This window comes from Crossiella sp. SN42 (genome assembly GCF_023897065.1).
Lineage (GTDB): Bacteria > Actinomycetota > Actinomycetes > Mycobacteriales > Pseudonocardiaceae > Crossiella.
The window spans coordinates 1-18,395 of the sequence record NZ_JAMHIV010000017.1; the positions used below are offsets into that span (position 1 = coordinate 1).

Consider the following 18,395-nt stretch of genomic DNA (forward strand, 5'->3'; position numbering starts at 1 on the left):
GGAACGCCAGCAGCAGCGTCACCGACAGTCCGGCTCGAAAAGCAGCATGCACCCGGCGGAGTCTGGCCTTCACCCTTTGGGGGGACAACCCCGCTGTTAGCAGTCCTTTATCTGGTGAGCATCACGGTCACCGGGTCGCCCGCGGCCAGCTCGGTGACCTCCGTCGGCACGTCGATCAGGCAGTTGGCCTGCGCCATCGCGGAGAGCAGGTGCGAGCCGGGACCACCGGCCACGGCCACCGTCCCGGCGACCGGGTCGAAGCGGCCCCGGCGGAACTGGCGGCGGCCGGCAGGCGCCTTCAGGCCCTCGGTGAGCACGGCGGTCCGCCGCGGCCGCTCGGTGTCTGCCGCGCCGCGCGCGGCCAGCAGCGCGGGCCGCAGGAAGACCTCGAAGGAGACCAGCGCGCTCACCGGGTTGCCCGGCAGCGAGACCACCGGCACGCCCCGGTACCAGCCCGCGCCCTGCGGCATGCCGGGCTGCATGGCCACCTTGGTGAACTCCACCCCGTGCCCGGCCAGCGCGTCCTTGACCACCTCGTAGGCGCCCGCGCTGACCCCGCCGGAGGTCAGCACCAGGTCCACCGTGGACAGGTGCGGGGCCAGCGCGGCGTGGAAGGCGTCCACGTCGTCGGGCACGAACCGCAGCAGCTCCGGCTGCCCACCGGCCTGGCGCACCGCGGTGGCCAGCATGATCCCGTTGGACTCGTAGATCTCCCCGTGCCGCAGCGCCCGGCCCGGTTCCACCAGCTCGGAGCCGGTGGACAGGACCAGCACCCGAGGCGGCCGGAACACCGGCAGCGCGGAGACCCCGACCGCGGCGGCCAGGCCCAGCTCACTCGCGCCCAGCAGCGTCCCCGCGGCCAGCACCCTGGTCCCGGCCAGCACGTCCTCCCCGCCCCGGCGGATGTTCGCGCCCGCCTTGACCTCGCGGTACACCCGGACCCTCGGCATGCCGCCGTCGGTCCACTCGACCTGCACCACCGCGTCCGCGCCGTGCGGCACCGGGGCGCCGGTCATGATCCGGTGCGCGGTGCCGCCGAGCAGGGACAGCTGATCGGTGCGCCCGGCCGGGATGTCCTCGGCGACCAGCAGCTCCACCGGCTCGTCCTGGCTGGCCCCGGCCAGTTCGCCGGAGTGCACCGCGTAGCCGTCCATCGCCGAGTTGTCGAAGGGCGGCAGCGCCACCGGGGACAGCAGTTCCTCGGCCAGCACCAGGTCGAGGCAGTCGGCCAGCGGACGGCGCTCCACCGGGGTGGTGCCCAGCAGGGAGCAGACCCTGGCCTTGTGCGCCTCGACCTCGACCAGGGCTGCGGATGACGTGCTCACGTGCCCATCCTTACCCTCCGGATCTTCATCCGGCGAGCCGCAACCGGACCATTCATGCCAGACTCGGGAATCGTGCAGGTCCGTACTCGTCACACTCCCTACTTCGGCGTCGCCCGGTTGTTGCTGGCTCCCGGCGAGGTCGTGCTGGCCGAACCGGGCCGGCTGGTGGCGACCAGCTACGGCATGGCGATCGACTCCCGCGCCCAGGGCGGCTTCCTGAAGTCGCTGACCAGGGCCGCGCTCGGCAGCGAAGGCCCGGCGGTGGCGCTCTACACCGCACCCGCGCAGGGCGGCTGGGTCGACCTGGCGCCGAGCCTGCCCGGCGACCTGCACGTGGTGGAGCTGGACGGCGCGGCGGGCTGGTGCCTGAGCCGCACCTGCTGGCTGGCCGCCCCGGCCACGGTGCAGTTCGACCCGGAGTGGTCCGGGCTGCAAGCCCTCTTCGGCGGCGACGGCGGCTTCCTCACCCACGTGGTCGGCCAGGGCCCGCTGGTGCTGGCCGCCTGCGGCGCGCTGGAGGTGGTCACGCTCAAGGCCGGTGAGCTGATCACCATGGACCCGGGGCACGTGCTGGCCTACGCCGACACCGTGCAGGTCCGGCTGCGCGCGGCCACCCACAACGGCAGCCAGTCCATCCGCACCGGCGAGGGCCTGGTGTTCGACTTCGCCGGGCCGGGCGAGGTGCTCGCGCAGAGCCGCGACCCACGTGGCATGGCGAGCTGGTTGCGTGGTGCCGCAACGGTTTCCCGGGGTTGAGCCGGGTTTTCTGCCGCTGACTTTTGCCGGTCCGCTCCGGTAGCGTTGACCGGGTTCAGCGCGTGGCCGGGAGGATCTCGTGGCATTGGGCACGGTCAAGTGGTTCAACGCGGAGAAGGGCTACGGCTTCATCGCCACCGACGGCGGGGCCGACGTCTTCGTGCACTACTCAGCCATTCAGATGGAGGGCTACCGGTCCCTGAACGAGGGTGACCGGGTCGAGTTCGAGGTCAAGGCCGGACGCGACGGCAGGCAGCAGGCCGAAGAGGTACGCAAGGCCACCTAGGTGCCCTCCGGCGGGACTTGCACGCGATCGCCGGGCCCAGGTCGTCCCTGGCGGCACCGCCGAATCGACCAAGTACGCCCAGTACGAGGCCGCTTCGGCGGCACCGCCAGGAACGACCTGGACTCCGGCGCTCACGCACAAGTCCCACCGGAGGGCACCTGGGCCGCCCGCAACGGCTAGGCTGCGTCCCGTGTCGGAAGACCTCACCGGACGCCGTCTCGGCCATTACCGCATCGACGGCGTCATCGGCCGCGGTGGCATGAGCACGATGTACCGGGCCACGGATGTGCGGCTCGGGCGCAAGGTCGCGCTGAAGGTGATCGCCGACCACCTCACCGTGGACGCGGAGTTCCGCGAGCGGTTCGTGGACGAGGCGCGCAACACCTCGGCCATCGACCACTCGCACGTGGTGCCGCTGTATGACTTCGGCGAGACCGACGGCTTCCTCTACATCGCCATGCGGTTCGTCGACGGCGCCGACCTGGCCAGCCTGATCAAGGACGGCCCGATCGCGCCGGCCCGCGCGCTGACGCTGTTGCAGCAGGTGGCCGAGGCGCTGGACAACCTGCACGGCAAGGGCCTGGTCCACCTGGACATCAAGCCGGCCAACGTGCTGGTCACCACGCGCGAGTCCTCCGGCGAGCACGTCTACCTGGCCGACTTCGGCCTGACCCGGCGCGGCGCCACCGGCCACCGCACCAGGGGCGGGGACTTCCTCGGCTCGCCGACCTACGCCGCGCCCGAGCACCTGCGCGGCGAGCCGGTCGACCCGCGCACCGACGCCTACTCGCTGGCCTGCGTGCTCTTCGCCTGCCTCACCGGCAGGCCGCCGTACCAGGGCAAGGTGCCCGAGGTGATCCAGGGCCACCTGGCCACCGAGCCGCCCGCGGTCACCTCGCTGGTGGTGCTGCCGCCCGCGATCGACGCGGTGGTCCGGCGGGGCATGTCCAAGGACCCGGCCAAGCGGTTCGCCAACTGCCGCGAGCTGATCTCCGCCGCCCGCTCCGCGCTCGCCGCGGTCGCCCAGCAGGGCACACCGCCGCAGGTCAGGGCACCGGGCAGCGCGCAGCCGACGCCCACCCCGACCGGCGCGCACCAGACGCACCGCCCGCCGACCGGGCCGGTCCCGGTGGCCCAGCCCGCCGCCGTGCCGCACCCGCCGACCGGGCCCACCCCGGTGCAGCCGCCCCCGTCCTACGCCACCCCGCAGCCGGGCTACCGGCCGCAGCCCGCCGAGCCGGTGCGGTTGCGCCCGCCGATGGCGGTGGCACCGACCGCCTTCGGCAACAGCAGCTCGCGGGAGGTCGGCGGCCGCTGGCTGATCCCGGTGCTGGCCGTGGTCGCGCTGGTCGTGGTGGTCATCGTGATCGTGCTCGCAGTGGCCTGAGCTGCACCGAGAGCCTGGCGGCTTGCACTCGCCCCCGCCGAGTGCTAAACACGAACCTGGCACTCGCCGACAGTGAGTGCCAGGTCGGGACGGTGAGGCCGTCGGCATCCCCACCACTGGGGCGCTGCTGTCCGGTCGTCCGTCGCGGGCACCGAGCCTGGCCGTGCACCCGTGTCATCCACTTACCGGAGGACCACACCGCAATGGCCAAGATGATCGCGTTCGACGAGGACGCCCGCCGAGGACTCGAGCGCGGCATGAACACCCTCGCCGACGCCGTCAAGGTGACCCTCGGCCCCAAGGGCCGCAACGTCGTGCTCGAGAAGAAGTGGGGCGCGCCGACGATCACCAACGACGGTGTCTCCATCGCGAAGGAAATCGAGCTTGAGGACCCGTGGGAGAAGATCGGGGCCGAGCTCGTCAAGGAAGTAGCCAAGAAGACCGACGACGTCGCGGGTGACGGCACCACCACCGCCACCGTGCTCGCCCAGGCCCTGGTTCGCGAGGGTCTGCGCAACGTGGCCGCCGGCGCCAACCCGATGTCGCTCAAGCGCGGCATCGAGAAGGCCGTCGAGGCTGTCGCCGAGGCGCTGCTGAAGACCGCCAAGGAGGTGGAGACGAAGGAGCAGATCGCGGCCACCGCCTCCATTTCCGCCGCTGACTCCACCATCGGCGAGCTGATCGCCGAGGCGATGGACAAGGTCGGCAAGGAAGGCGTCATCACCGTCGAGGAGAGCAACACCCTCGGGCTCGAGCTGGAGCTCACCGAGGGCATGCGCTTCGACAAGGGCTACACCTCCGGCTACTTCGTCACCGACACCGAGCGTCAGGAAGCGGTCCTGGAGGACCCCTACATCCTGCTCTACGGCTCGAAGATCGCCTCGGTGAAGGACCTGCTCCCGCTGCTGGAGAAGGTCATGCAGACCGGCAAGCCGCTGGTCATCATCTCCGAGGACGTCGAGGGCGAGGCGCTGGCCACCCTGGTCGTCAACAAGATCCGCGGCACCTTCAAGTCCGTCGCCGTCAAGGCGCCGGGCTTCGGCGACCGCCGCAAGGCGATGCTGCAGGACATGGCCACCCTGACCGGCGGCCAGGTCATCAGCGAGGACGTCGGCCTCAAGCTCGACAACGCCGACATCTCGCTGCTGGGCAAGGCCCGCAAGGTGGTCGTCACCCGTGACGAGACCACCATCGTCGAGGGCGGCGGCGACGCCGACGCGATCCAGGGCCGGGTCAACCAGATCCGCGCCGAGATCGAGAAGAGCGACTCCGACTACGACCGCGAGAAGCTGCAGGAGCGCCTGGCCAAGCTGGCCGGCGGTGTCGCGGTGATCAAGGCGGGCGCGGCCACCGAGGTCGAGCTCAAGGAGCGCAAGCACCGCATCGAGGACGCCGTCCGCAACGCCAAGGCTGCCGTCGAGGAGGGCATCGTCGCCGGTGGCGGCGTCGCGCTGCTCCAGGCCGCCGAGACCGCCTTCGCCGGCCTCAACCTTGAGGGCGACGAGGCGACCGGCGCGAACATCGTGAAGGTCGCCGTCGAGGCGCCGCTGAAGCAGATCGCGATCAACGCCGGCCTTGAGGGCGGCGTCGTGGTGGAGAAGGTCAAGAACCTCAAGCCTGGCGAGGGTCTGGACGCCGCCACGGGCGAGTACAAGGACCTGATCAAGGCCGGCATCATCGACCCGGCCAAGGTCACCCGCTCCGCGCTGCAGAACGCCGCGTCCATCGCCGGTCTCTTCCTGACCACCGAGGCCGTCGTCGCCGAGAAGCCGGAGAAGAACGCCGCCGCTCCCGCCGCCCCCGGCGGCGGCGAGATGGACTTCTGATCCAGCTTCGCTAAGCGGTACCAGCTAGACAACTGAACACAAAGCAAGCCCCGGTCCACCTGCACTGTGACCGGGGCTTGCTTCATGCCCCGGGCGAGGGCTTGAGCTTTTCGCCTTTCCTCGCAACGGAGCGGCCGGTCTGGGTGGTTCTGCTTCGACGGCCTGGAGAAGACACACCACATCCCGTCAAGCGCCCCACCCGCGCCGCCAACCGCACCAACGCCCGGAACTGGGGCGCTTGACGGGATGTGGTTTGGTTTCGTAAGGCCGTCGAAGCAGAACCACCCAGACCCCGCGGAACCACCCACGCTGCCGCAGGTGCGCCAACACAAACTCGCACTGGTCTGCAACTCATCTCGCTGCCTTTGATCTTCCCCCCTGCTTTGATGGTCTGCCCGTCCGGCGAGGACACTTCTTTTTCTTTTGATCTTAAAAGCGAAAAGCGAAAAGAATGTCCTCGCCGGACGGGCAGACCCCCGGAGGGTTTGACAAGTCAAGAGCCGGGACGAGCAGGTTGCGGGGCGGGGTTTGTGTTGCCGACTCAAGACCCAGCGTGCTCGCGACCCTCTCGTCTTCTCCGCACGACCTTCCGACAGCGAACCACATCCCGCCGACCAGCCGCCGTCACGCTGATCGGCATTGGCGGCGGTTGCTGTGAGCGTCTGCTCGGCGGGATGCGGTGCGCAGTCTCCAGGCCGTACGGAGAAGACGAGAGGCCCGCTTTGTGGGTTTTCAACCCCGGGCTGCCCTGCGCCCTTCCGGGTGGTCTTCCTTCCTGGTGTGATCGCCCGCACCCCGGTTCGCTCTCCGCTCCACCAGGATTGCTCCGTCCTTGATCACCACCGGAAGGAGCGCCCGTGCCGGGCCGCCGTTTCCTTGCCACCTTCCTCGCCACCCTGCTGGCCAGCATCACCCTGCTCCTGGGCGCCGCCTCTCCGGCCCTGGCCGCCGCGCCGCCGGCCTGTGCCGGTTCGTACCTGCCCAACGACAACCGCTTGGGTCCGGAGACGCTGCCCCGAGTCGCCCAGCACCCGGTCGGTCGGTTGGTCACCGGCTACAAGCGCTTCGGCCGGCTGGACGCCAACAGCTTCCTGGCCAAGTACTGGGACGGCACCGCCAACAGCTGGAAGTACCCGCCGCAGGACGGGTTCCTGTTGCGGCCCGACGGTTCGCCGATCAAGCAGGAGCACCGCCTGCTCCCCGGTTACGAGCTGGACCGTTTTGGCAGCGAGGGTGGGCAGTTCCTGGCGCCGATTGGGGCGCACTACAGCCAGCGGGCGTTGCCGCCGCAGAGCCTGTACACCTTCGACGCCAACTACCGGTGCAACTACCACACCTACCGCGTGCTCAAGGAGTTCAAGGTCTGGAAGGGGCTCATCGCGCCCTGGTTCGAGCAGCGTGGGCGGGGCGTGCAGATCAAGCTGGACCGTTCTCTGCTGCCGGGGGACGGCTATCTCAACGTGGCGTGGCTGGTCACCAACGGATACCTCGCTCACCTCCCAACGGCTCACCCGTAGAGGTCTAGACCACGTTAGGCTGGTCGGCATGACGTTGCTGGAGGTCATCGCGCTGGACGCCCGGGATGCCGAGGCCGCGCAGGCTGGCGGGGCGGATCGGCTGGAGCTGGTCTCCGGCATGGATTCCGGGGGGCTGACGCCCAGCGCGGCCACAGTGCGCTCGGTGCTGGCGGCGACCGATCTGCCGGTGCGGGTGATGTTGCGGGACGCGGCGGGGTACGCGCCCGCCGACCTCGATCGGCTGCGGCGGGATGCGGCTGAGCTGCGGGCCGTGGGCGCGACGGAGTTCGTGCTCGGGTTCCTGGACGGCGACAACACTGTTGACCTCGCGGCCTGCCGGGCGTTGCTCGGTGAGCTGGACGGGGCGGCCTGGACCTTTCACCGGGCGCTGGACAACGCGGCGGATCCGGTGGCGGCCTGGGAGATGGTCGCGGGGCTGGGTTGTGACACGGTGCTTGCGGCGGGGTCCCCCGCGGGAGTCGGCGAGGGGCTGCCGGTGTTGCGCAAGCTCGCGGACCGGCAGGCGTCGGACGGGCTGGCGGTGCTGGTCGGCGGTGGGCTGAAGCAGCAGCACGTGCCGGAGCTGCTGGCCGCCGGGATCAGCGGGTTCCACGTCGGCGGACCCGCTCGGGCCGGGGGCTGGGGCACGCCGGTGGACCCGGACGCGGTCGCCGGGTGGCGGCGGGTGGTCGACGGCTGACCCGCTGCCCGCAGAACTACCACGCGCGCCCGTGGGACGGACTCGTCCCGCGGGCGCGCTGTCGTTTCCGGGGGCGCTCCTGGTAATTGGGATGGTCTAGACCCTTGTTCGAGCCTGTTTCGCCCCATACCATCGCCAGCATCTCGTTGCTTCATGCGAAATGTCCATTGCGCAGTATGCAACAACGCCAGGTGTGGAGGTCTCGATGACGATCAGACGGCTCGCGGCAGTGGCCGCGCTGGTCGGGCTGGCCACGGTCGGCTGCGCCCCGGTGCAGTCCGGTCCGAGCAACTCGGCCAACGACGCCAAGGACGGCACGTTGCGCGTCTGGCTCTTCGACGAGGTCAACCGGGCGCCCAAGGAAGCGGTGGTCAACGAGGCCATCAAGGAGTTCACCGCCGCCCACGCCGGTGTCACCGTCGACGTGCAGTACATCCAGGTCAACAGCAGGGCCGAGCGCTTCAAGGCGGCCTTCAGCGACGCCAAGAGCGCGCCGGACGTGGCCGAGTTCGGCAACACCGACCTGGCCAACTACGTGGCCGCCGGTGGGTTCGCCGACCTCTCCGGCGACCTGTCCGGCTGGTCGGAGGCGGCCGACTTCGCGCCCAAGATCCTGGACACCGGCAAGGTGGATGGCAAGACCTACGGCCTGCCCTGGTTCGTCGGCGTGCGCGCGCTGTACTACCGCACCGACGTCTTCACCGAGCTGGGCCTGCAACCGCCCAAGACCCTCGCCGAGCTGGCCCCGCTGGCGCGGCAGATCCGCAAGGCCAAGCCCGAGCTGTACGGCATCTCCGTCGGCGGCAAGTACACCTACGGCATGCTGCCCTTCGTCTGGTCCGCCGGTGGCGACCTGGCCAAGGCCGAGGGCGGCAAGTTCGCCGCCGCGGTGGACAGCGCGCAGAGCCGCGCCGGGCTGGGCCGCTACGCCGAGCTGATCAGCGACGACATCTGCCCGCCCTCGGCGTGCGCGCCCAACGGCGGCGACGCCAGCGTGCAGGCCTTCGTCTCCGGCAAGGCCGCGATGACCATCGGCGGCGACTTCAACCGCAAGGCGGTGGAGGCCGGCGCGGTGAAGGGCAAGTTCGCCGTGGTGCCGCTGCCGGGGGAGACCGCGGGCTCGATCGCACCCGCTTTCGCCGGCGGCAACCTGCTCGGCATCACCCGCTCCACCGAGCGCCGCACCCTGGCCAAGGAGTTCCTGCAGGTGCTGGCGGGCAAGAAGTACCAGCGCAAGATGTACGCCGCGATGGGCAACCTGCCCACCTTCACCGACGTGCAGCGCGAGGTCTCCGGCAGCGACGAGTTCACCAAGCCGTTCATCGCCACCCTGGAGGCCGGCACCCGCTTCGTCCCGGTCACCCCGGCCTGGGCCAAGATCGACGCGCAGACCGTGCTGCCCAACATGATCCAGCAGGTGGTCACCAAGGCCAAGACCGTGGACCAGGCCACCGCCGAGGCGGCCAAGCTGATGAACACGGCCTTCACTTCGTGAGCCAAGGCACCCTGACCCCGGTGACGGCAGCCGCGCCGCCACCGGGGGCACCGGGGAAACCGTTGCGGCGCGGGAGGAAACGGGACGGCCGGGCCGCGATCGGCTACCTGCTGCCCACCCTGCTGGTGCTGGGCGGGCTGCTCGGCTACCCGATCTACCAGCTGATCGTGATCTCGCTGTTCGACTACGGCCAGGAGCAGGCCAGCGGCGGCGCGGCGCTGAAGTTCCTCGGCCTGGGCAACTACCAGGCGCTGCTGGGTGATCCGCAGTTCTGGCAGGTGCTGCTGCAGACCGTGCTGTTCGCCGCGTTCTGCGTGGTGGCCACGCTGCTGGTCGGCGCCGCGCTGGCGCTGCTGGCCACCAGGGTGCGCGCGGTGCCCAGGATGATCCTGTTCCTGGCCGCGATCGGCGCCTGGTCCACCCCGGCGGTGGCCGGGTCCACGGTCTGGCTGTTCCTCTTCGACACCGATTTCGGGCTGGTCAACGAGATCCTCACCGGCGTCGGCCTGGACGGGTTCGCCGGCTACTCCTGGACCTTCGACAAGTACGTGGCCTTCGGCCTGGTCGCCGCCCAGGTGGTCTGGTGCTCGTTCCCGTTCGTCATGGTCACCCTCTACGCCGGGATCAAGGCGATCCCCGGCGAGGTGCTGGAGGCCGCGGCGCTGGACGGCGCGTCCACCGTGCGCACCATGACCAGCGTGATCCTGCCGCTGCTGCGGCCGCTGCTGATCATCGTGACCATCCAGTCGATCATCTGGGACTTCAAGCTGTTCACCCAGATCTACGTGATGACCGGCGGCGGTGGCGTGGCCGGGCAGAACCTGGTGCTCAACGTCTACGCCTACCAGAAGGCCTTCGCCGCCAGCGAGTACGGCCTCGGCTCGGCGATCGGCGTGGTGATGACCGTGCTGCTGCTCGGCGTCATCGTGCTCTACCTGCGCGCGCTGCGCAGGAGCGGGGAGGAGCTGTGAAACGACCCGGCCGCACGGTGGCCGAGATCGCCACCGTGCTGATCGCGCTGGTGGTGGCCTTCCCGCTGTACTGGATGGTGCTCTCCGCGCTCAAGCCGACCAGCGAGGTGCTCTCCACCGCGCCGCGCCCGTGGACCTTCGCGCCCAGCCTGGAGAGCTTCACCAAGGTCCTCACCGTGGAGAACTTCGGCCGCTACTTCCTCAACAGCGTGGTGGTCGCGCTGGTCGTGGTGGTCGTGGCGCTGCTCTGCTCCTTCCTGGCCGCCACCGCGCTGACCCGGTTCCGCTTCAAGGGCCGCACCACGATGCTGGTGATGCTGCTCATCGCGCAGCTGGTGCCGGTGGAGGCGCTGACCGTGCCGCTGTTCTTCCTCATGCGCCAGGTCGGCGACGTGGCCCCGGCCTTCGGGCTCAACCAGCTCGGCTCGCTGATGCTGGTGCACCTGGCCTTCGGCCTGCCGTTCGCGATCTGGATGCTGCGCGGGTTCGTGGCCGCGGTGCCGGTGGAGCTGGAGGAGGCGGCCACCCTGGACGGCGCCAGCCGGTTCCGCTTCACCTGGCAGGTGCTCTTTCCTTTGGTGGCACCGGGTCTGGTCGCGACCAGCGTGCTGTCGTTCATCCACGCCTGGAACGACTTCCTCTTCGCCAAGACCTTCATCATCTCCGCCGAGGAGAACCAGACCCTGCCGCTGGCCATCCTCACCTTCTTCAAGCCGGACCAGAACGACTGGGGCGCGATCATGGCGGGCTCCACCCTCATGACCATCCCGGTGCTGATCTTCTTCATCTTCGTGCAACGACGTCTCGTCTCCGGCCTGGCCGGGGCGGTGAAGGGATGAGCATGACCCCGTCCTTCGACGTGCTGCTGCCCCGCCCGCACTCCACCGTCCGCGCGACCGGCGAGTTCGAGCTGCGCCCCGGCACCGCGGTCCTGGCCGATCCCGCGCTCGCCCTGGCGGCGAACTGGCTGCGGCAGAACCTGTGCGCGGCAACGGGTTTCCCGCTCGACTCGGCCGAGGTGGGCGGTCCGGAGATCCGGTTCGGCCTGGACGGCGGGCTGGCCGAGGAGGAGTACGTCCTGACCATCACCGGGACCGCGGCGGACGTGCGCGCCGGTGCCCTGGCCGGCGCCCGGCACGCGGCGCAGACCCTGCGCCAGCTGTTCGGCCCGGCCGCCTTCCGCCGCTCAGCTGTCCACAAAGGACAGTGGTTGCTGCCCTGCGGTCAGGTGCGGGATCGGCCCCGGTTCGGCTGGCGCGGCTGTTTACTCGACGTGGCAAGGCATTTCCTGCCCAAGGACGGCGTGCTGCGCTTCCTGGACCTGCTCGCCGCGCACAAGTTCTCCGTGCTGCACCTGCACCTCACCGATGACCAGGGCTGGCGGATGGAGATCGAGCGCTACCCGAAGCTGACCGAGGTCGGCGCCTGGCGGGAGCGTTCCGGCGTCGGGCCGTGGCAGCGCGGCAACTACGACGCCCGCCCGCACGGCGGCTTCTACACCAAGGACGACCTGCGCGAGATCGTCGGCTACGCGGCCGGTCTCGGCATCACGGTGGTGCCGGAGATCGACGTGCCCGGCCACACCCAGGCGGCCATCGCGGCCTACCCCGAGCTGGGCAACCTGGACCAGCCGATCGGCGTGTGGACCCGTTGGGGCATCAACGACAACGTGCTCAACGTCCGCGACGAGACGGTCCAGTTCTTCCGCAACGTGCTCGACGAGGTGGTCGAGGTCTTCCCGGCCCAGGTGATCGGCATCGGTGGCGACGAGGTGCCGCTGGTGCAGTGGCGGCGTGACCCGCTGGCCCAGCGCCGCATCGCCGAGCTGGGCCTGGCCGACGAGGCCGGGCTGCACGGCTGGTTCCTGCGCCAGCTGGCCGAACACCTGGCGGGCCACGGCCGCACGGCGTTCGGCTGGGACGAGATCATGGAGGTCGGCGAGCTGCCGACCGGCCTGGTGGTGGCCTCCTGGCGGGGCGAGGAAGCCGGCGCCACGGCGGCCAAGGCCGGGCACGACGTGGTGATGTGCCCGGAACAGAAGGTGTACCTGGACCACCGGCAGTCCGAGCACCCGGACGAGCCGATCCCGGTCGGGTTCGTGCGCACGGTCACCGATGTCTACGGCTACGAGCCGGTCCCGGCCGGGCTGGACCCGGACGCGGCCGCGCACGTGCTCGGCGCGCAGGCCCAGCTGTGGACCGAGCACCTGGACTCGCCCCGGCGACTGGACTACGCGGCCTTCCCCAGGTTGGCCGCGTTCGCCGAAGTGGTGTGGAGCCCCGCATCCCGCGACGAACCGGGGTTCCTGCGCCGCCTCACCGAGCACCACCTGCCCCGGCTGGACGCGCTGGGCGTGGAGTACCGCCCCCTCGACGGCCCCCTGCCCTGGCAGCGCAGACCGGACGTGCAGGGCTGGCCGAGGTGAGGGCGGCTCAGGCCTCTTCCGGCATGATCAGCCAGCAGATGAGGTAGATGATCGCGCCGGTGCCGAAGCCGAGCAGGGTGGCGGCCACCAGCACGATGCGGATGATCGCCGCGTCGATGCCCAGCAGCTTGCCGATCCCGCCGCAGACCCCGGCCAGCATCTTGTCGGTCCGGCTCCGGCGCAGCTTCTTCACGGGCTGTCCCGTCTGGCTGTATGTCGTGTTCTCGTACATGCCACAAGTTTTGACCGCGGGCGGCTCCGGCGGATCAGGGTGACCCCGGAGCCCGCCCCGGAACCGGCCCGGATGCGGCCAGGGGGGTTAGGGTCGAGAAATGCGCGGACCCCTGACCGCCGCCCTCGCGGCCGCCACCCTGGTGCTGACCGCCTGCGGCGCGGACCAGCCGGCCCCGCCCGCGACCACCTCCGCGCAGAGCCCCACGTCAGCCGCGGCCCCGCCACCGCGCGCCTTCACCGTCGCGGCCACCGGCGACGTGCTGATCCACCCGGCCCTGACCACCCAGGCCACCGCCGACGGTGGCGGCAGCCGCGACTACACCAAGCTCTTCGAGGGCGTGAAACCCGCGATCAGCGGCGCCGACCTGGCCATCTGCCACCTGGAAGTCCCCATCGCCGCCCCCGGCGGCCCGTTCAAGGGCTACCCCAGCTTCAACGCCCCGCCCGAGGTCGTCACCGCGCTCAAGACCACCGGCTACGACACCTGCTCCACCGCCTCCAACCACACCCTCGACCAGGGCGTGGACGGCGTGAAACGCACCCTGGACGCCCTGGACGCGGCAGGCCTGAAGCACACCGGCTCCGCCCGCACCGCCCCCGAGGCGGCCAAACCGGTGATCTACGAGGTGAACGGCGTCAAGGTCGGCCACATCTCGCACACCTTCGGCTTCAACGGCCTCAAGCTCCCCGCCGACAAACCCTGGCTGTCCAACCAGCTCAGCGCCGAGTCCGTGCTCAAGGCCGCCCGCGCCACCAAGGCCGCCGGCGCCGAGGTCGTGCTGGCCAGCCTGCACTGGGGCGTGGAGTACCGCCACGACCCCACCGCCGACCAGAAACAGCTGGCCGCCAAGCTGCTGGACGACCCGGCCATCGACCTGATCATCGGCCACCACGCCCACGTCGTGCAGCCCATCGCCAAGGTCGCGGGCAAGTGGGTCGCCTACGGCCTGGGCAACCACATCGCCAAGCACGAGGAACCCCGCGGCGTCACCGAGGAAGGCGTGCTGGCCCGCTTCCGCTTCGCCGAGGCCAACGGCTCCTGGCAGGTGACCGCGGACTACGTGCCGACGCTGGTGGACCTGGGACCGCCGATCCGGCTGCGCACGCTGAAGCCGGGGGAGAACGAGGCGGCCAACCGGATCGACCGGATTGTGCGCAGCGCGGGCGTCAGCGCGGCGGAGTTGCCGGTGGGAAGCTGATTCCGGCGTACTGGCGGAACAGGATCGACGGGGTCTCCGCGCCCAGCGCGGTCCAGCACCGGGCGAACAGCTCCCTCGCCCGGGCTCCCGGCCAAGGCTGGGACAGCAACTCGGGTGGCAGCAGCGGATCCGGCTCCATCACCCGGCTGAGCTCGGCGGCCAGCTCCACCGCGATGACGAGTCGTTCGTCCGGCGAAGGCGCGCCGTCGAGTCGCGCCAGGCGGACCTCGGCGATCCGGCTGAGCCGCCGGTAGCCCTCGGCGAGCTCGTCCTGCGGCCAGAGCTCCCGCGCGAGCTCGACCGGGTCGCTGACCTCGCCGCGGCGCAGGTCCGAGCTGGTGAGCAGGGTGAGCGAGTCCGGCACGCCCAGCTCGCCGGCCGCCGCCACCAGATAGGGCTCCCAGGGGTTCGCGCAGACGTACAGGCCGCCTTGCAGGGCCGCGCCGCCGAGGCGGAGCAGGGTGTCGCGCAGGGCGTCCCTGGCCGGGCGGGCCGACTCGGGCACCGCGAAGGCGGCCAGGTGCCAGCGGCCGTCCCACGGCTCCAGGCCGGTGTCCTGGCGGTAGGCGTGGTGCAGGAAGTCGAGGTTGGGGGCGAGCTCGCGCAGGGTGTCCGCGCTCGCGTGCAGCACCGCCTTGCGGCCGCGGCCCTCGTGCCGGAACCGACCCTCGGCGACCAGGCGTTTGACGCACAGGCGGACCTGCTGCTCGCTCATCCCGATGGTCTCGGCGACCCGGTACAGCTCGCCCGCGTCGACGGTGCCGTCCGCGCGGACCAGGGCGTGCACGAGCAGGCGGGTGGGGACCTGGATCCGGTCGGTCACGGGGTGCGGGGTCCTTTCGGCGGGACGGGACGGTGCATCGTGGTCACCGCGCTGAATCCCAGCAGCCCGCACAGGTACGGCGTCGGCTGGGTGCGCACCGCGGTGAAGCCGCGCCGCTCGTACAGCGCCCTGGCGCGCGGGTTGGTGTCGATCACGTCCAGCCGGACCTGCTCCCGGTCATGCTCCGCGGCGACGGCGGTCACCTCCTCGATGAGCAGGCTGCCGATGCCCAGCCCGCGCGCGCTCTCCTCGACCGCGATGCCGTCCATGACCAGCTGCTCCGGCGCGGGCCTGCGGGTGAACAGCGCCAGCAACGGCAGCCGCCACCAGCCGCGCAGACCGTAGTAGCGCAGCACGGACCGGCCGGAGCCGCTGATGAAGGCCCGCCCGTCGAGCTGATAACCGGCCAGGCCGACCAGTTGTCCTTCGCGCAGCGCGCAGACCGCGCGATCGGCGTTGAGCTGCTCGGCGAGGAAGCGCACCGCCACCTCCGGCGGGTTCAGCGCGGGCCCGAGCTTGCGCCCGAACGCCGCCCAGTACAGCCGCGCCGCCTGCCATTCCGCACCGGAGGGCACACCCCGCCGGAGAGTCACCACTGCCATGCCCCAAAAACTATCACAGCCTCAACGATCGTTCTGGACGTGATAGTTTCGCCGCCATGCGAGTCACAGTGCTGGTCACAGTCCTGGTCTTGGTCCTGGGGCTGGGCGGTGTGCTGCTCTGGCAACACTCCTACGACCTGAACGAGCAGTCCGTCACGATCAACCACGGCGGCCACCTGCTGCACGGCGTGCTGGCCACGCCCACGACCGGCACCCGCCACGGCCTGGTGGTGCACCTGCACGGCGACGGCCCGGTCGACGCCACCCACGAGGGCGGCTACCGCCCGATCTGGGAGGCCAACGCCAAGGCCGGCTACGCCACCCTGTCCTGGCACAAACCCGGCGTCGCGAACGCCCCCGGAAACTGGCTGGACCAGTCCATGACCGACCGCGCCGAGGAAGCCGTCGCAGCCATCGCCTGGGCCCGAGCCCGCCCCGACATCGACGGCGACCGCATCGGCCTGTGGGGCGCCAGCCAGGCGGGCTGGGTGCTGCCCAAGGTCGTCGCCCGGACCCCGGTGCGCTTCGTGCTGGCCGTCTCACCCGCGATCAACTGGCTCCAGCAGGGCCGCTTCCACCTGCTGGCGGGCAACCCCACCGAGGCCCAGCTCACCAGAAGCGACACCACCCGCCGCCTACTGGCCACCCAGGCGAGCTTCGACGACTACACCCGCGCCATGGGCGGCGAAACACACGGCATGACCCCCGACCGCTGGCGCTTCATCACCAAGAACCACACCGCCGACGCCACCCCCGACCTGCCCGCCCTGCGCGGCGTGCCGGTGCTGCTCACCCTGGCAGGCCACGACCGCAACGTGGACACCGCCGACACCGAACGCGGCTACCGAACAGCCCTCGCCGAAGGCGGCGCACTCCAGGTCAAGCACTACCCCGACGCGGCCCACTCCCTGGTCAAGGACACCATCGAACGCTCCGACCTCAAGCTCACCCTGACCGCCCTCTTCGCGCCCCGCGCCCTGTTCGCCACCGGCTTCCTGGACGACCAACAGCAGTTCCTGCGCGACCTCGGTTAAGCCGCCTCCGCCCCCGGCTTCCGCAACAGGTCCACCAGCGACAGTCCGGTCTCGTCCCCCACCAGCGAGAGACTCAGCTTCGCCCGAGCAGCCAGGTCCAGCGGACCCAGCCCGGATCCGAAGTAGGCATGCGCGATCCGGTCGAGCCCGGCCCCCAGCAACGGCGCGGCCGTGCGCAGGGTCGCGTCCAGGGCCACGCCGGTGGTGGAGCCACCGTGCAGCACGATGTTGCGTGCCCGGTACAGCCGCCGGAGCGTGATGCGCACGACCGAGGTCAGCTCACCGACCACCCGCTTCGGTTCGGCCACGCACTCCGCCAGCAGCCGGGCCACCACCCGGTCGCTGTACCGCGTCCGGCCGTGGAAGCGCAGGTTGGCCGCGCCGTTCCTGGTGATCTCGGCGAGCAGGACCTGGGCCTGTGCCCGGCTGGTGGTGCAGGCGTCCCGGCGCCGGGACAGCTCATCCTGCTCGTCCTTGCGACCATGCCGTCGCACCAGCGTGGTCAGCTCCGCCCGTGGCCAAGAGCAGGCGACGATCGCGGCCAGCCGATCCGCGGCTACCGCCTTGCCGCTGCGCTCGCCGGCCGGGACCGGATCGCCGGGGTGGCACAGCAGCGACTCGACTGCGGCCCACGCCCCGGCCAGCGCGGTGCCGGAGGACCCAGCCTGGTTCACCGTCGCGGCCAGTTCCAAGGCGTCGTCGACCGGGTTGCGCGGCCGGGCGACGTCGTAGAGCTGCCCCTGCTGGGCGAGCGAGAGCACGTCGGCGTGCCGGGCCGGGCCGGCCAGGGGCAGCGGCTCGGGATGGCCGCTGACCCACAGCACGGGGGAGGCCGCGATCCCGCCGCGGTCCCGGCGGGAGAAGAACGAGCGCGCGACCATGCGTTCGAACATCTCCCTGACCTTGTCGGCGGCGCCATACGGATCCCGTGCGGAGACCCGGTAGAGGAATCCACCTTGGGAGCGGACCCCGCTGGTCGAGTGTCCTTCCTTCTTCAACCAGCTGGCTACTTCTGAATTATTCAGCCAATCTGGAGTGTTTTCCGCGATCGACCGGGCAGGGACCGAGCTTAGTGACAGCAGAACGTGAAAGTTTCGTGGCGGGATGCGCGCAAGTCCGGCTGCACTGGCAATAATCGCCTCAGTGTGGGTATTTTTCGAACGCAACCCGGACAACCAATGCGCGGTCAGGAACTGTGCGGTGTAGCCGAGGTCGAGCAGGTGCGCGGCCAGTGTCCTGGCCAGCCGCTCGGGCTTCACCGGAGTCCCCTCGGCCACCCGGTCGGCCCATCGGTCCAGGTAGCCATCTCGCGCGTGGTCGATGAGCACCCGGAGTTGCCGGTGACCAGGGCCGGGATCGGTCAGGTCTTCCGAGCCGAGCAGCTGGACCAGTTCGCGGCGCAGTGCCTTGTCGCCCATGCCGAGATCGGGACCGATCAGGCAGGCGAGCTGGTGCCGCTGCCAATCAAGGGCGCTGCCGGAGATCACCTTCCTGGACTGCCAACTCGCTGATTCCCACAGCTCCTCCAGGGTCAAGATCGAACCGATGTCCCAGAGTCTTCTTGTCCACAGCACGCCGTCCACTCGGCAGAAGTCGGTGAGGCGGGCGAGGACGTGCTGGGCGTATTCGGGGTTTGCCGGTTGCACGGGATTGAGGTTAGCGGGTATAGTTGGGTTCACCTACGGGGGGTCCTCGCCGAAATGGCCAGGCCCCCCGGATTTTTTTTCGGGTTCACCAAAGCTGAAGCCGGGCCCTTGCCGACTCGCTTGTGAACCGGTAACCATCTTCAGGCTGAAGTGGTTAGTGATTGCCAGT

Annotated in this window: 17 protein-coding genes; 12 read left to right on the plus strand and 5 right to left on the minus strand. The window is 70.5% G+C overall.

Features of this window, described 5'->3' with window-relative positions; all coding sequences use genetic code 11:
* Nucleotides 1-107: 107 nt before the first annotated feature.
* Nucleotides 108-1,325, minus strand: a complete 1,218-nt coding sequence (gene glp, locus M8C13_RS20770) for a gephyrin-like molybdotransferase Glp (RefSeq protein ID WP_252482309.1) — start codon at nucleotides 1,323-1,325, stop codon at nucleotides 108-110.
* 72 nt (nucleotides 1,326-1,397) lie between these two features.
* Here glp and M8C13_RS20775 point away from each other — a divergent pair, with 72 nt between their 5' ends.
* The 10 genes from M8C13_RS20775 to M8C13_RS20820 all read left to right on the plus strand — a co-directional run bounded on the left by M8C13_RS20775 (nucleotide 1,398) and on the right by M8C13_RS20820 (nucleotide 12,688).
* Complete coding sequence (locus M8C13_RS20775) at nucleotides 1,398-2,081, plus strand: TIGR00266 family protein (protein WP_252482493.1); 684 nt, start codon at nucleotides 1,398-1,400, stop codon at nucleotides 2,079-2,081.
* Nucleotides 2,082-2,160: 79 nt separating this feature from the next.
* A complete protein-coding gene (locus tag M8C13_RS20780) occupies nucleotides 2,161-2,367 on the plus strand; it encodes a cold-shock protein (protein WP_252482310.1) in 207 nt (68 codons plus the stop codon).
* 190 nt (nucleotides 2,368-2,557) lie between these two features.
* Nucleotides 2,558-3,754 carry a serine/threonine-protein kinase gene (locus M8C13_RS20785; protein WP_252482311.1) on the plus strand — a complete coding sequence of 399 codons (1,197 nt, stop codon included), beginning with the start codon at nucleotides 2,558-2,560 and terminating at the stop codon, nucleotides 3,752-3,754.
* A gap of 203 nt (nucleotides 3,755-3,957) precedes the next feature.
* Entirely contained in the window at nucleotides 3,958-5,580 is a 1,623-nt protein-coding gene (gene groL, locus M8C13_RS20790) for a chaperonin GroEL (RefSeq protein WP_252482312.1), read from the plus strand.
* A gap of 857 nt (nucleotides 5,581-6,437) precedes the next feature.
* Complete coding sequence (locus tag M8C13_RS45485) at nucleotides 6,438-7,097, plus strand: TNT domain-containing protein (protein WP_252482313.1); 660 nt, start codon at nucleotides 6,438-6,440, stop codon at nucleotides 7,095-7,097.
* 28 nt (nucleotides 7,098-7,125) lie between these two features.
* Nucleotides 7,126-7,797, plus strand: coding sequence for a copper homeostasis protein CutC (locus M8C13_RS20800; RefSeq protein ID WP_252482314.1), 672 nt, complete (start codon nucleotides 7,126-7,128; stop codon nucleotides 7,795-7,797).
* 205 nt (nucleotides 7,798-8,002) lie between these two features.
* Nucleotides 8,003-9,292, plus strand: a complete 1,290-nt coding sequence (locus M8C13_RS20805) for an extracellular solute-binding protein (protein ID WP_252482315.1) — start codon at nucleotides 8,003-8,005, stop codon at nucleotides 9,290-9,292.
* A gap of 20 nt (nucleotides 9,293-9,312) precedes the next feature.
* The gene (locus M8C13_RS20810; protein WP_374213115.1) at nucleotides 9,313-10,263 is read left to right on the plus strand and encodes a carbohydrate ABC transporter permease; all 951 of its coding nucleotides are present in this window, start codon (nucleotides 9,313-9,315) and stop codon (nucleotides 10,261-10,263) included.
* Complete coding sequence (locus M8C13_RS20815; protein ID WP_252482316.1) at nucleotides 10,260-11,102, plus strand: carbohydrate ABC transporter permease; 843 nt, start codon at nucleotides 10,260-10,262, stop codon at nucleotides 11,100-11,102. Before M8C13_RS20810 ends, M8C13_RS20815 begins: the two co-directional genes overlap by 4 nt.
* Nucleotides 11,099-12,688, plus strand: coding sequence for a beta-N-acetylhexosaminidase (locus M8C13_RS20820; RefSeq protein WP_252482317.1), 1,590 nt, complete (start codon nucleotides 11,099-11,101; stop codon nucleotides 12,686-12,688). Before M8C13_RS20815 ends, M8C13_RS20820 begins: the two co-directional genes overlap by 4 nt.
* Before the next feature lie 7 nt (nucleotides 12,689-12,695).
* Here the strand turns inward: M8C13_RS20820 and M8C13_RS20825 are convergent, their stop codons facing one another.
* Nucleotides 12,696-12,920, minus strand: coding sequence for a PspC domain-containing protein (locus tag M8C13_RS20825; protein WP_252482318.1), 225 nt, complete (start codon nucleotides 12,918-12,920; stop codon nucleotides 12,696-12,698).
* Nucleotides 12,921-13,020: 100 nt separating this feature from the next.
* On the opposite strand from M8C13_RS20825, the gene M8C13_RS20830 reads away from it, so the two are divergent.
* Nucleotides 13,021-14,121 carry a CapA family protein gene (locus tag M8C13_RS20830; protein ID WP_252482319.1) on the plus strand — a complete coding sequence of 367 codons (1,101 nt, stop codon included), beginning with the start codon at nucleotides 13,021-13,023 and terminating at the stop codon, nucleotides 14,119-14,121.
* Here the strand turns inward: M8C13_RS20830 and M8C13_RS20835 are convergent.
* The gene (locus tag M8C13_RS20835) at nucleotides 14,090-14,944 is read right to left on the minus strand and encodes a PaaX family transcriptional regulator C-terminal domain-containing protein (protein ID WP_252482320.1); all 855 of its coding nucleotides are present in this window, start codon (nucleotides 14,942-14,944) and stop codon (nucleotides 14,090-14,092) included. The two genes, M8C13_RS20830 and M8C13_RS20835, sit on opposite strands and share 32 nt — an antisense overlap.
* Nucleotides 14,941-15,546: a GNAT family N-acetyltransferase gene (locus tag M8C13_RS20840; protein WP_252482321.1), complete on the minus strand. Its 606-nt coding sequence runs from the start codon at nucleotides 15,544-15,546 to the stop codon at nucleotides 14,941-14,943. The genes M8C13_RS20835 and M8C13_RS20840 overlap by 4 nt, the downstream gene beginning before the upstream one ends.
* A gap of 56 nt (nucleotides 15,547-15,602) precedes the next feature.
* Here M8C13_RS20840 and M8C13_RS20845 point away from each other — a divergent pair, with 56 nt between their 5' ends.
* Nucleotides 15,603-16,580, plus strand: coding sequence for a S9 family peptidase (locus tag M8C13_RS20845; protein ID WP_252482322.1), 978 nt, complete (start codon nucleotides 15,603-15,605; stop codon nucleotides 16,578-16,580).
* On the opposite strand, the gene M8C13_RS20850 is transcribed toward M8C13_RS20845, so the two are convergent.
* Nucleotides 16,577-18,226, minus strand: coding sequence for a hypothetical protein (locus tag M8C13_RS20850; RefSeq protein ID WP_252482323.1), 1,650 nt, complete (start codon nucleotides 18,224-18,226; stop codon nucleotides 16,577-16,579). The genes M8C13_RS20845 and M8C13_RS20850 overlap by 4 nt on opposite strands.
* Nucleotides 18,227-18,395: the final 169 nt, after the last annotated feature.